Origin of the sequence: Pseudoalteromonas sp. JSTW (assembly GCF_013423925.1) — a bacterium.
Taxonomy (GTDB): domain Bacteria; phylum Pseudomonadota; class Gammaproteobacteria; order Enterobacterales; family Alteromonadaceae; genus Pseudoalteromonas; species Pseudoalteromonas lipolytica.
This window is the reverse complement of the sequence record NZ_CP058972.1, coordinates 1,618,207-1,632,797: the sequence shown is the minus strand read 5'-3', so window position 1 is coordinate 1,632,797 and position 14,591 is coordinate 1,618,207. Positions and strand designations below refer to the sequence as shown.

The following is a 14,591-nucleotide window of genomic DNA, read 5'->3' as shown; positions in this document are numbered from 1 at the left end:
TTTAATCCTTACTACTGATTCTTTAAATCTTCGAGTTCTTCCCAGCGCTCAAATGCGGCTTCAAGCTCAGACTCTAACTGGGCTAAATGGTTCAATGCTTCTGTTGTAATTGCTGCATCTTGCTTAAAAAAGTCCGGATCACTAACCACAAGTTGCTGAGCATCGAGCGCTTTTTCAAGTTGTTCCACTTTACTGGGTAATTCTTCTAATTCAAGTTTTAATTTGTAAGAGAGTTTATTGCTCTTCTTTTGTGTTTTATCATTGCTCACACCAGCAGACTTTTCTGGTTTCACTTGTTGTTGCTGTTGTTTTTGCTGTTCGGCTAAATATGCGGTGTAGGCTTCATAATCGCTGTAACCACCCACAATATCACTTATTTTACCATCACCCTCGAAGGCCCACACGGAGTTACATGTATTATCAATGAACTCACGGTCGTGACTTACAATCAAAACAGTTCCTTGGTATTGGTTAATAATATCTTCCAATAGCTCGAGTGTTTCAATATCTAAATCATTGGTCGGTTCATCCAGAACCAAAATATTTGAAGGCTTTAAAAATAACTTCGCGAGTAATAAACGGTTTTTCTCCCCACCTGACAGTGCTTTAACAGGCGTGCGTGCACGAGCTGGCGGAAATAAGAAATCTTGCAAATAACCCAACACATGACGTGAACGACCGCCCATCATCACTTCTTGTTTACCTTCTGCTACGTTATCTTGCACTGTGGCTTCTTCATCCAATTTCTCGCGATATTGGTCAAAATAAGCAAATTCAAGGTTTACACCTTGCTTAACGGTACCTGCATCAGGTTGTAAATCACCAAATAGAATTTTTAATAATGTTGTTTTACCGATACCGTTAGGACCGACAAGACCAATACGATCACCACGCATAACAAGAGTAGAGAAGTCTTTAGCAATCACTTTATCTTTAAAAGCGTGGGCAATATGCTTCGCTTCAAAGACTAACTTACCAGAGCGCTCTGACGTTTCTATATTGAAATCTGTTTTACCCACTTGCTCAACACGTTGTTGACGTTCTTTACGAAGCGCTTTTAACGCACGCACACGTCCTTCATTACGTGTTCTTCGGGCTTTGATCCCTTGACGGATCCACGTTTCTTCTTCTGCTAAACGTTTATCAAAAAGGGCATTCTGCGCTTCTTCTACTTTTAAATCATGTGCTTTTTGCTCTAAGTAGGTGGCATAATCCCCAGGATAAGAGACAAGTTTACCGCGGTCTAAATCAAGAATCCGCGTTGCAACAGCACGTATAAAGGCACGGTCATGTGAAATGAAAACAATGCCACCTTTAAACTCTTTTAAAAATTGCTCAAGCCAAATAACACTGTTCATATCCAAGTGGTTGGTTGGCTCGTCAAGCAATAACAAATCGGGTTCGCTTACTAAGGCTCGCGCTAAGGCAACTTTACGAAGCCACCCGCCAGATAATGACTCTAATTTAGCTTCAGGTGCGAGCTCTAAACGTGACAAAACCAGTTGAATACGCGTATCAAACCGCCATCCATCCACTGTTTCAAGTTGATTTGATAAACGTTCAAGTTTATTCAGCAACTTGTCATTGCAGTCGGTTTGCATTTGATTACTGACCTGATGATAATCAATTAATAGCTGAGCTATATCTGGCATGCCCTGGGCTACGTAGTCAAATACAGTACCTTGAGCACCTTTTGGTGGATCTTGCTCTAAACGAGAAATGCGGATACCACCTAGCTGGTTTATCTCACCATCATCTAGGGTAACTTGCCCATCTAACACTTTTAATAACGTTGATTTACCGGCACCATTGCGCCCTACAATACACACTCGTTCACCTGACTCAATAACCGCATCAGCATCATCAAGTAAAGGATGTGTACCGTAAGCAAGCTGTGCTTTGGCAATTCTGATTAAATCCATCGTGACTACTACTCTTATTCTTAATTATCAGCAATAAATTTTGCTAACTGTAATTCATCAAATGGCCAATATAGTGTTTCACCATTTTCTTTTTTAACAACTGGAATACTCGTTTGATACGCACTGATTAACTGTTCATCGTCCATAATATCGTGCGCTACAAAATTTACCTTGGCAGCCACTAATAATTCATCGGCCAATTCACACAAATGACAACCATCTGTGTGATACAAAGTAAACTTAGCCATGAGTAATTAGCCAGCTATTATGAATTTGCTTATTACGCTTAAAGTCTGGAGATAAGGTATTCGCTGAAATATTTTCTGCTTTTAACCCTAAGCCCATCAGACCCACTTCATCAATTGTGAAACCGCGTTTGTTATTAGAGAAAATTAATGTGCCATTTGGACTTAGAATTTTCTTTACCCAAGTCAATAATTTAATATGGTCGCGTTGAACATCAAAAGCATCTTTCATGCGTTTTGAATTCGAAAACGTTGGCGGATCTAAAAAGATAAGATCATATTGGCCCTGCGCATACTCTAACCACTTTAAACAATCGGCTTGTTCAAAACGATAACGAGTATTACTAATACCATTCAGGTCAAAGTTTTCTTGTGCCCATTTTAAATAGGTTTTCGACATATCAATCGTGGTAATCGCTTTTGCGCCACCCAATGCAGCATGAACAGATGCACTACCGGTATAAGCGAATAAATTTAAAAAGCGTTTATCTTTTGCATTTTGCTGAATGTAGCGACGAGCCAAGCGGTGGTCAAGGAATAAACCCGTATCTAAATAATCAAACAAATTCACTTTAAACTTAGCGCCAAATTCTTCAACCACTTGGGTGCGATTTTGTTTTGAAACTTTGGTGTATTGCTCTTCGCCTTTTTGTTTTTTGCGAACTTTTACTGCAATATTTTCAGTGGCTATATCTAATTGCTCAGCGGTTAAACTTATGACATCTTGCAAACGTTTTTGCGCTGTACTGTCATCAATTTCTTTCGGGGCGGCGTATTCGAAAATAACCGCGGCGTTATCATATACATCAACAGCGACGTTGTATTCAGGAATATCTGCATCGTAAACACGATAGCAACTTACTTCGTTTTGTTTTAGCCAATTTTTTAGGTTCTGTTTGTTTTTCTTTAAACGATTAGCAAATGCTGTTGAGCCTTCATAGTTAAGTGCAGGTTTATCTTCTTTACTTAATTCAACTTGTTTATCGTCCAGTTGATAGAGATTAAGCACGACATCTAATGGGCCATTTTTAAACTTATAGCGTTTGAGTTTTACTAACTTCAATAATTTAAATAAGCTTTCATCTGTGCCTAATAAAGCTAACTTCCAATGATTAAAGTGCTTTTTAAAGCCCACGCCTAAACTACGATGCAAGTTAACCAGCTCAGCCATTGAGCCGAGTCGCTCGCCATAAGGTAAGTTCGAAATCACAACACCGGGCAACTTAGCAACACTAGTCAGTTTTGTAGCATCACTTTGCTTGAACTTGATCACGCTTGCAAGGTCTGCTCGCTCAGCATTTTCTTGTGCTTTTGCAATAACAGAGGCATCAATATCATGACCAATTAACCACAATTTAGGCTCTGTAATTTGTGCCATTAATTCTGCTTTTAATTCTTTATACTTTTGAATTCGAAAACTAGGTAAGCGCTCAAATGCAAAGCCTTCGCGGAATAAACCAGGTGCTTCGTTTCGTGCCATACTAGCCGCTTCAATCAAAATAGTACCAGAGCCACAACATGGATCGAATAATGGTTGTTGAACATTTTCAAGCCAGCCACTGCGTTTTACAAGTGCAGCTGCTAAGTGTTCTTTTATGGGGGCTTTGCCTTGATCTTGACGATATCCACGTTCAGACAAACGAGGACCAGAATAATCAATATACAACGCCACACCATGACGGTTTAATCGTGCAACAACACGCACATTAGCATTGTATTTATCAACATTTGGACGCTGTTCGAACAAGTCAGCAAAATAATCAACAATTGCATCTTTTATTACTAAACCAGAAAACTGCGTGTTTTTTAAGTAATCATTCGTACCCGTAAAATCAACAGCGAATGTCTGTTTTGGCCCAAACCATTCTTGCCATGGCTGCAATCGTGCAAAATTATACAGGCTGTCTTTGTCTTTAACGCCTTCTTTCTCTTCTATCAACATTAGAATTCGCGTCGCAAACCGACTCGATAAACAAATTTTTTGTGCTAATAAGCTGTCAGCTTCAAAACGGACAGAACCAACAGTTTGCTTTGAGACTTTTGCGCCAAGCTCTGTTAACTCTTCAACAAGTAAATTTTCGATTCCGATAGAAGTAAGTGCGATAAATTGCAAAGTAAAAACCCTTAAATGCTAATTGCGCAGGATTATAGCATAGCTTAGCGAACAAAAACGCCATCATTTAAAGGGATATTAAGCAGATTTAAACTGTTTTTGTTGGATATAAACAGGAAAGATACGATTGTTTAGCACTTTGATAGCTTCAAATTGCTGCAACGATAGATTTTCATCTAACTGAAAGTGCTCACTTAAGTTAATACACACAGACGCATCGCTGCAATGATCAACAATTAAAAACTCACCTTCTTGGGCGTGTGAGCAAAGTTTAACAACCGCTTCAACACTTGGTTCACTGCCATGGTACTCATGAAAAAACCAACTTTTAGCAAGCACTGGTTTTAAATGAAATTTAACCGCAGTCGCGTTCAAAGCAATTTGGCAAAGTTGCGCAGGGCTCCAGAGCGAGAATGTCTCAAGATATTGATAGACTTGTTGGTAAAAATCAGCGTCTTCGAGGCTAAAATTTGGTTCACACAAGACAGCATCAGTGAGCTGACGAAGTTTGTAAGGCGTGCACAGCTGCATATTTTGGTCAAGGTCAACCAAAAGACGATTATTTTTAGAACAAGCAAGCCATTTCCATTGCTTTGATGCTTGTAACATGACTCCTCCCTCTACTAAAAATAAAAATTCCTGCATACTTAGCACATAAGTATAACTAAAGCAGACCATTAATAAAATGATTTTTTAGAACATTTTATTAATGATCAATTGCTTAGATAACTGATCCTTATAAGCCTTTTAGGATCGTTTTTACCAATTCTGGGCCTTTATAAATGAAACCCGTATAAACTTGAACGAGGTCTGCACCGGCAGCAAACTTCTCTTTTGCTGATTCTGCATCATCAATTCCACCAACACCAATAATAGGTAACTTACCCTCAGTTAGACGCTTTATCTCACTAACGACGTGGGTTGAGCGAGCACGTACAGGTTGCCCCGATAAGCCCCCAGCTTCATCTGCATACTGTTGTCCTTGAACTGCTGCACGTTCAAGTGTGGTGTTTGTCGCAATAACACCATCGATCTTATTATTGATCAATGAGTCACTGACTTGTGAAATCTGTACTGCATCAAGATCAGGCGCTATTTTGACAAGCATTGGCACGTGCTTATTATGTTTTGCAGCCAAATCCAACTGTTCATTTTTCAGGCTTTGTAATAAATCATCCAGCGCTTCACCGTACTGTAAATCACGCAATCCTGGCGTATTTGGCGAAGAGATATTGACCGTAATGTACGATGCATGTTCGAATACTTTGCGCATACAGTGGATATAGTCGTCTTTACCCTGCTCGTTAGGTGTGTCTTTATTTTTGCCAATATTGATACCTAGAATGCCATCATACTTTGCAGCTTTAACATTATTAACAAGGTTATCGACTCCTTTATTATTAAAGCCCATACGATTAATGATCGCATTTGATTGAGGTAAGCGGAAAATACGTGGTTTGTCATTACCGGCTTGTGGACGAGGTGTCACTGTACCGACTTCAACAAAACCAAATCCCATTTGTGAAAAAGCATCAATACACTCGGCATTTTTATCTAGCCCAGCTGCAAGACCCACCGGATTTTTGAATTCTAAGCCAAGAAAATTAACAGGTTTATTAGGGACTGTTTGTGACCATGCTGCACTCAGTGGAGTATGCGCAAATCGACGTAAATTATTAAGTGCAAATTCATGAGCCCATTCCGCATCACGGGTAAACATAAAACGGCGAGCTAGATCATAAAACATGGTTTGTTCCTTAGGTAAAATAAACAGTGTAGCTTTATTAAAACGCTACATTGCAAATTAAGGGCAAAAAAATACCCCAGCGAGCTGGGGTATGTATTTTAACGACTTTTCATTTATTTGGAAGTGTCACAGTTGTGGCTTAGCAACATTAGTTCACGAAGTGCCACTGAGAACTTCGCAAAATCATGGCTTTGCGATGTCTTAAACTCAGATAACATCTGTTTCCAACGTTGTAATAACAACTCTTGATTATCCATCCACTCGTCAATTTGTGCGTCTACATCTTTGTTGTCACCAACAAAGCTATTTAACACAACCGCTGACAATGTGCGTTGTTGCCAGTCAAGCTCTTCTCGGTATGATGCACGAGCAAGTGCTTGCCAATGGTTTGCAACAGGTTGATTGGTAATTTGGTCTAAGAACCAATGTAATCCCATACGCGCACCCAGCTTGAAGTAAGTGTTAGACACCATGTCGATACTGCAATTTGAGTTATTAGCAATTTCAGCTAAGTCCATTACAGAGAATAAGCTTGAAAGTGAGACAATGCGCGTAGCCAGTGCTTTTGGCACATTGTTATCAATCAATTTATCTGCTGCTTTAACTAAGCGTTCGCTTTCTTTCTCCACCATGTAGCTGTTTAAGTTCTCGCTTAAATCGGCGAATGTGGGTGAGAAGAACTCAATTGCTTGTTCAATCGTTTGTGCTTTATTACGGTGACGTAGGAACCAACGTGTTGCACGACGAACAGTACGGCGTAATTGATACAGCATTTCTGTCTGAACTGCCGCTGGTATCTTATTATCAAGCGCCACAATTGATGACCACGTATCTGTCATCTGGAACACTTCTTTAGCGATTGAATAACACAGTGCTATTTCAGCTTCGTTTGCACCGGTTTCTTCATTCATACGAACCATGAAGTTAAGGCCCATATCGTTTACGATATTATTGGCAAGTTTAGTTGCGATAATCTCTTTACGAAGTGGGTGATTATCCATTGCGTCGTTAAACTTCTCGCGAAGTGGCACTGGGAATGAATTAACTAACAACTGACGGTAATAAGGGTTTTCTGTGATCTCTTCAACAACAAGAGACTCTTTAAGAACCATTTTCGCGTATGAAACAAGCACAGACAGCTCAGGACGAGTTAAGTCTTTACCTGCGGCTGCGCGCTCAGCTAATTCTTCATCTGTTGGGATGAACTCAATCGCACGATTTAACTTGCCATCTTTTTCAAGTGCATGAATAAAGCGTACTTTTTCTTTAAGTGTTGACGTACCTTTAGACTGAGTAATAGACAGTGTATGCGTTTGACGGTAACAATCTTTAATGACTAGTTGTGACACTTCATCGGTCATTGAATACAGTAACTCATCACGTTGTTTACGTGTTAAGTCACCTTCAGCCACTAAACCATTTAATAAGATTTTGATGTTAACTTCGTTATCCGAACAGGCAACACCGCCCACGTTATCAATAAAGTCAGTATTTACACGGCCACCTTTGGCAGCAAATTCGATACGACCCAGTTGCGTCGCACCTAAGTTACCACCCTCACCTAAGATTTTCGCACCAAGTTCAGCACCATTAATACGTAATGCATCATTCGCGCGGTCGCCCACATCTGCATCTGTTTCTTTAGAGTTCTTAATGTAAGTACCGATACCACCATTCCACAGTAAATCAAACTCCATCATTAAGGCAGCTTTGATTAACTCATTAGGTGTCATGCTCGCTTTCTTGGTGCCAAGCATTTTCTTCATTTCAGGGCTTAAGCTAATTGATTTAGCGGCACGAGAGAAAACGCCACCCCCTTGTGAAATAAGATCTTTATTGTAATCTTCCCACGAAGAACGTGGTAGATTGAATAAACGCTCACGTTCTGGATATGACGTCGCTGCATCAGGGTTAGGATCAACAAAGATGTGCATGTGGTTAAACGCCACTTGCAGTCGAATGTGCTTAGAAAGCAACATACCATTACCAAATACGTCACCCGCCATGTCACCTATGGCCACCACAGTGAAATCAGTTGTTTGACAGTCGATATCCATTTCGCGGAAATGACGTTTAACAGATTCCCACGCACCTTTTGCAGTGATACCCATTTTCTTATGGTCATAACCCACTGAACCACCTGATGCGAAAGCATCACCTAGCCAGAAGTTATACTCGTTAGCAATGCCATTTGCGATATCAGAGAATGTAGCAGTACCTTTATCGGCAGCAACAACAAGATATGGGTCGTCTTCATCATGACGGACAACATCAACAGGCGGAACAATCTCGCCACGCTCAATGTTATCTGTAATGTCTAATAAACCACGGATAAAGATTTTGTAGCACTCTTGGCCTTCTTTAAAGAATGCTTCACGGTCTGTTGGAAGTTGCTTACAAACGAAACCACCTTTCGAGCCTACTGGCACAATAACTGTATTCTTAACTTGTTGTGCTTTAACAAGACCCAATACTTCAGTACGGAAATCTTCACGACGGTCTGACCAACGCAGACCACCACGCGCAACTTTGCCACCGCGTAAATGCACACCTTCAACACGCGGCGAGTAAACGAAAATCTCGAACGCTGGAAGCGGTAGTGGCATTTCAGGGATCATAGAAGGCTGTACTTTGAACGATACATATGACTTAAATTGGCCATCAGCTTCTTTTTGGAAGAAGTTAGTTCTCAGTGTCGCGTTAATCATATCAACGTATAAACGAATGATACGGTCATCATCTAGGTTAGCAACGTTTTCAAGCTCAAGGTAAATTTGACTAATCAGTTTCTCTAGCGTCTTTTCGCTACCAGGGTTCTTAACAGAGAACTTCTTAGTAAATAAATTAACGATTTGCGATGCAATATGCGGGTAATTAGCAAAAGTACTTTCAATGTAAGTTTGCGAGAACGTTACACCAATTTGACGCATATATTTCGCGTAAGCACGTAAAATTGATGCTTCACGGCCTGTTAAGCCACCCATTAATACTAAACGGTTGAAGCCGTCGTTTTCTAAACGATTGTTCCAGACATTTGTTAATGCAGCACGGAATCGAGCTGACACTTTATCAAAGTCAGCGATCCCCTTGTTGTCAATTAGCATGGTGAAGTCCATGATCCAATTAACGTTACCATCAGTTGTTTTTACTGAGTAAGGCGTTTCACCTACAACGCGAAGTCCAAAGTTTTCTAACATTGGCATGACGTCAGATAAATGAATAGGCTCATCCTTATGGAACAAGCTTAAGCGTACAACATTGGTATTCGCTTCTTCTTGCGGACGATAGAACAACATTTCTAATTTGTTTTCGTCGCTAAGAAGCTCAAGCTTTTCAATATCAACAACTGCAGCGCTTGGAAGAACTTGATCTTTATACGCACTTGCAAAAGCTTGCGCATATTTACGGTTTAATTCTTTACCGCGTGCTTCACCTGCACTTTCAAGTAATGCAGATTGTAATCTATCTTCCCAAGTACGGGCCGCTTCAATTAGGTTATTTTCGATGTCTTTCACGTTATATTCAATATTATTGTCAGTCACACGCACCGTGTAGTGTGTACGGGCTAATGTCGACTCAGAGAAGAAAGTAGTAAATTCGACTTTTTCGTCAGAATTAAATGCATTCGCTAAAATACTTTGTGTTTCACGGCGAAGTGCGGTGTTGTAACGCTCGCGTGGTACATAAACCATACACGAGAAGAAACGACCGTATGCGTCTTTACGAACAAAAATGCGACACATATCACGCTCTTGTACTTGTAACACGCCCATTGCAACTTCTAGCAGCTCGGTTTCACGTGCTTGTACAAGCTCATCACGCGGGTACGTTTCTAAAATATTTAACACGGCTTTGTATGCATGCGTACCTTTTGCAAAATCACACATTTCCATAATGCGGTTGATTTTACTTTTTAGTACAGGCACATCAGCGGCGCTGTTGTTATAAAAACTTGATGAGAATAAACCGATGAAACGGTCTTCACCAACTACGTTACCTTTGTCATCGAAACGTTTAATGCCTACATAATCGATGTATGCAGGACGATGAACGCGAGACACTGAGTTCGTCTTTGTTAAGATGAGTAAGTTATTGCTACGCGCTTCTTGACGCGCCACTTCAGGTAACTCAGATAAAAGACGGCTGTGCTCTTCGTCTGAGTTTTTCATCAAACCTAAGCTAGTGCCTTTTTTACCTTTTAACTGATAGTCGCCTTGAACTGGCGAAAGCTCGTATTCACGGTATCCCATTAGAGTGAAATTATCTTTCGCTAACCAGTCTAAAAACTCAACCGTTTCAGAAACTTCACTTTCTTTATTATTATGGTGACGCTTCGGTAAGTCTTTCGTTACAGCAATTAGTTTTTCACGAATTGGCTGCCAATCTTCTACAGCAACAGAAACATCAACAAGCACAGATTCAAGCTCTTTCTTAAACGATTCAATCACTTTTGCGTCTGTTTGACGATCAATTTCGATAAAGAATACCGTTTTTGTAGACGTTGATTCTTGCTCTGCTTTTAAGCTAGAAATACCCGTGATTTTTGCGTTTTTATCACGTTGAATTTTAAGCGGAGAGTGAAGTAGCAAGTGAGAAGCGATGTTTTCGCGGGTCATGGCCATGCGCACAGAATCAACTAAGAAAGGCATATCTTTAGCGATAATTTCTACAATTGTGTGCGATGACTGCCAGCCATCTTTTGCTACTTCAGGATTGAAGACACGGACAACCGCGTCATCAGAATTATTTTTTTCTAGCGAGTTCCATAGGCTTAGTGCAGCGCCATATAAGTCACTATCGTTGCGATGTGCCAAATCCTCTTTAGACATATTGCTGTACAAGGCTTTGGCGAATTTCTCAACGAGTAACACATTATCAGCGTGAACTTTTTTCTGGATCAGCTTACAGACATTATCTAAGATAACCGAGGCTTGCCCTTCATTTCGTGTCATTGTATGTTCCTTAATCTATACTACTTATTGATTAGTAGAATATTTGTACAGCCATTTATTAGCGTGGAGTCAGGTAAATTCTAACTCTTTTACAGCTAATAAACAGCCTTTTCGATGAAATCATTTTAAGCTTTTCAGCTATTTGGTCATCTATTCACAAAATATAGATATATATGGCCATTCCTGGCCATATCGGAGCACAATTATTTACATTATTTTTTCTGGTCAGTCCAGAGGAAGCTACCAATCGCGGGTAAAAGCAGCACTGCACCTAACATATTCACTAAGAACATAAAGGTAAGCAGAATACCCATATCCACCTGGAACTTCAGATCAGAGAAAATCCACGTGCTCACCCCTATCGCTAAGGTGATACCTGTGAAGAGTACTGCACTGCCTCGTTCAACAAGGGCGTTACGGTAAGCGACTTCTAATGCGACGCCACGTTTTAACTGTGACATCATCGATGACAGAATGTAAATTCCGTAATCAACGCCAATCCCCACCCCTAATGCGATAACAGGTAAGGTTGATACCGTTAAGCCTATTTCTAATTGCACCATTAATGCTTGCGCAAGTGTTGATACGATATACAACGGCAGTACCACGGCTACTGTGGCTTTTACGCTCCTAAAACTCACTAAGCAAAGTAAAATAACTGCGCCATAAACATAGAGCATCATCGGTAATTGTGCAGCCGACACAGATTCATTTGTTGCAGCCATTACCCCAACAGGGCCTGAAGCTAGCTTAAATTGCACTTTATCGGTTTGCTCTTGAGCTGCAAACTCTTTTACCTTTGCGACAACATGATCAATTGTCTCTGCTTTGTGGTCATTTAAGAAAATGATTACAGTCATCACTGAACAGTTACCATCTAACAAACCAGAGCTGGTCTCAACACGCGATGTCGATTGCACTAAGCTTGCGGTATTACGCGGTAAACTTTGCCATTTTAAATTACCTTCATTAAAACCAGCATTAACAGACTGAGCAACGCTACTTAAACTCACTGCTGATTGTACGCCAGCTACATTTTCCATTTGCCATTGGAAACGACCGATTCGCTCCATTACATCATGCTCTGTACACGCTGCAGGATATGCTTCAACAATCACTTTTAAAATGTCTGATGAAATCGTGTACTTATCTGAAATCAAGAAGGTGTCTTGATTATATCGCGCATCTTGATGCAGTGAAGGTGCACCGGCGTGCAAGTCACCTATACGCATTTTATCTGCCTGCCAGTAACCGACTGCAAAGAGGAGTGCCGTTAAAACAATGATGACTGCTGCGGTCTTACGTTCAGTTGTCTTAACCAAAATTTCACGCAAGGTATCCAGCATGTTTGGTGTGTCTGTGTGGTTACCAGATTGGATACGCACCGAGCCTTCAAAGTTCATGTAAGACGCCCAAACAGGCAGAAGGATCAAGTTAGTGAATATAATCACCGCCACACCCAAACTCGCTGTAATCGCTAACTCTCGGATAATACCGATATCAATGGTTAATAATGTTAGGAAACCAATCGTATCAGATAACAGCGCTATACCACCGGGAATTAACAAGGCTCTAAAACTTGCCTGACAACACACGCGTGTATTGCTGCCGGTGCACACTTTTTTACCAATGTCGTTGATCATTTGCACGCCATGGCTCACACCAATAGCAAACACTAAAAACGGCACTAAGATTGACATTGGATCAAGTCCAAAGCCAAGACTTGACAGTAAACCAAGCTGCCAGATGACCGCTATAATTGAACAAGCAATCGGCAAAATTGTTAGTTTTAAACTGTGGCAGAATAACCACACCATGATAAATGTAAATGCGATAGCAATAGCGAAAAACAGCACCACCCCTTTCGCACCTTCTGCAACATCACCCGCCATTTTCGCAAAGCCAATAATATGAATACTGACTTTGTCTGTACTGAGCGGTTCGCGTACTTGTGTTTCTAATTTTTCAGCAAATGCGAGGGTATCGAGTTTTTCTTGCGTTTGGGGATCAAATTCAAGTAGCTGTGCTGTCACCATCGCACATGAATAATCACTCGCAATCATGCGCCCCACAACTTTTGCTTTTTCAATATTCTCTTTTACAACTGCTAAACCTTGTTTATCAGCAGTAAAGTTGGCTGGAATAATTGGGCCGCCGGCAAAGCCGTCTTCAACCACTTCTACAAAACGTGCACTGGGAGCAAAAATTGAGTTTACTAGCGGACGATTTACCCCTGGAATAAAGTAAAGTTGGTCATGAACAGCTTTTAACTGCGTAAAAAACTCCTCATTAAATATATCGCCCTCAGCATCGCACACTGAAATTAAAATGCTGTTTGCACCACCAAACTGCTTTTCATGTTTGGTGTACACTTTCATGTATTCGTGGTTTAGTGGAATATTCTTATTAAACGACGCATCGAGTTGAATTTGTGTTGCTTTAAACAATAAAAAACAAGTGATTACTGCAAACGAAATAATCGCAAATAGACGATGACGAAACACCGCCTTTTCTAAAAAATCTAAAAAGCCACGCATTACTGATTCAACTCCTTCACTTTAATGCCATCTTCAGAAGCCATAACCAGTTTATTCTGAAATACAACGCCATCGAGTAATGATTTACCATCAGCCATCTGCTCTTCTGTTAGCTCACCATCTTTGATATGAAAAATAACCCCACTGTTTGCGAATAATAGCCATTCATTTTTGTAATTAATTGCGCTATTAACGGTAGCGTGATTATCAGAGTCAACTTGTAGCCACTCTTGAGATTGCGCTTGGCGTGTAAAAATATTTCCCCGTAGACCTGCAACAAGATCTTCGCCACCGCTGTGTGCAGTTGACGCAAACGTAAAGAAAGAACCCATATATATTTCTTCTAAACGCTGCCATGTTTGACCATTGTCTAGGCTTTGCGCCATTAAACCCATTTCACCCACGAGCATTAAACGGTCTGCAACGTTAACAATACGGTTAAAATGTGGCAGGATTGATGCTGTTTCAGCTTCGTATCCTTCAGGATCATTGTTTTTAAGATCGTTTAAATAATCACGGTCATCCTCAAATAATAAGCTGTCTAAAAACCGTTTATTCCAGTTTTTTCCGCCATCATTCGTTTCAAAAAACATCCCATAAGCACCCACTGCGTAGCCATGCTGCGCTGAGGTAAATAAAATGTCTAAGCACGGCTTATCCATATGGGGCAATGCCTGTTGCAATTGCCATGTTTTACCAGCATCCGTCGTATTAATAATGGTTGCATCATGGCCACAGGCCCATCCTAAATCCGTGTCATAAAAGTTAACTGCCGTTAATAACACTTGTGTAGGTACACTCGCCTGTTGCCATTGCTGTGCATCTGAGCTGGTAATGACAACACCATGTTTACCAACTGCGATCAGTTGATTGCCTGATATCTCAATATCAGTGAGAAGGGTTTTGTCTGCGTTAACAGCAGAAATTGCCTGCTGAGGCTGTGGCATGTCTTGAGCAAAACATGAAGCACTATAAGCAAGACAAGCATAAAGCAAATACTTCATAAAGATAAATCGCCTTCGATAGAATAAAAAAGCAAGCCAACAACATAATCGTGATTACACCTTTCATACGT

The 14,591-nt window shown here is 40.6% G+C and carries 8 protein-coding genes; all 8 read right to left on the bottom strand.

The features are described 5' to 3' along the window. Positions 1-11: 11 nt before the first annotated feature. The 8 genes from GZH31_RS07495 to GZH31_RS07460 all read right to left on the bottom strand — a co-directional run bounded on the left by GZH31_RS07495 (position 12) and on the right by GZH31_RS07460 (position 14,520). Positions 12-1,922 (bottom strand): ABC transporter ATP-binding protein, encoded by a 1,911-nt coding sequence (locus GZH31_RS07495; protein ID WP_180311529.1) that lies wholly within the window; start codon positions 1,920-1,922, stop codon positions 12-14. A gap of 20 nt (positions 1,923-1,942) precedes the next feature. Beyond that, positions 1,943-2,170 (bottom strand): glutaredoxin family protein, encoded by a 228-nt coding sequence (locus GZH31_RS07490; RefSeq protein ID WP_036968675.1) that lies wholly within the window; start codon positions 2,168-2,170, stop codon positions 1,943-1,945. Next, positions 2,163-4,280, bottom strand: a complete 2,118-nt coding sequence (rlmKL, locus tag GZH31_RS07485; RefSeq protein ID WP_180311528.1) for a bifunctional 23S rRNA (guanine(2069)-N(7))-methyltransferase RlmK/23S rRNA (guanine(2445)-N(2))-methyltransferase RlmL — start codon at positions 4,278-4,280, stop codon at positions 2,163-2,165. The genes GZH31_RS07490 and rlmKL overlap by 8 nt, the downstream gene beginning before the upstream one ends. Positions 4,281-4,358: 78 nt before the next feature. After that, a complete protein-coding gene (locus GZH31_RS07480) occupies positions 4,359-4,889 on the bottom strand; it encodes a cell division protein ZapC domain-containing protein (RefSeq protein WP_036968679.1) in 531 nt (176 codons plus the stop codon). Positions 4,890-5,016: 127 nt separating this feature from the next. Beyond that, the gene (gene pyrD, locus GZH31_RS07475) at positions 5,017-6,027 is read right to left on the bottom strand and encodes a quinone-dependent dihydroorotate dehydrogenase (protein WP_036968683.1); all 1,011 of its coding nucleotides are present in this window, start codon (positions 6,025-6,027) and stop codon (positions 5,017-5,019) included. Positions 6,028-6,140: 113 nt separating this feature from the next. After that, positions 6,141-10,979, bottom strand: coding sequence for an NAD-glutamate dehydrogenase (locus GZH31_RS07470; RefSeq protein WP_036968686.1), 4,839 nt, complete (start codon positions 10,977-10,979; stop codon positions 6,141-6,143). Positions 10,980-11,191: 212 nt separating this feature from the next. Then, positions 11,192-13,516 carry an RND family transporter gene (locus tag GZH31_RS07465; protein ID WP_180311527.1) on the bottom strand — a complete coding sequence of 775 codons (2,325 nt, stop codon included), beginning with the start codon at positions 13,514-13,516 and terminating at the stop codon, positions 11,192-11,194. Further along, positions 13,516-14,520, bottom strand: coding sequence for a YCF48-related protein (locus GZH31_RS07460; RefSeq protein WP_118844223.1), 1,005 nt, complete (start codon positions 14,518-14,520; stop codon positions 13,516-13,518). The genes GZH31_RS07465 and GZH31_RS07460 overlap by 1 nt, the downstream gene beginning before the upstream one ends. Between the last annotated feature and the right edge of the window lie 71 nt (positions 14,521-14,591).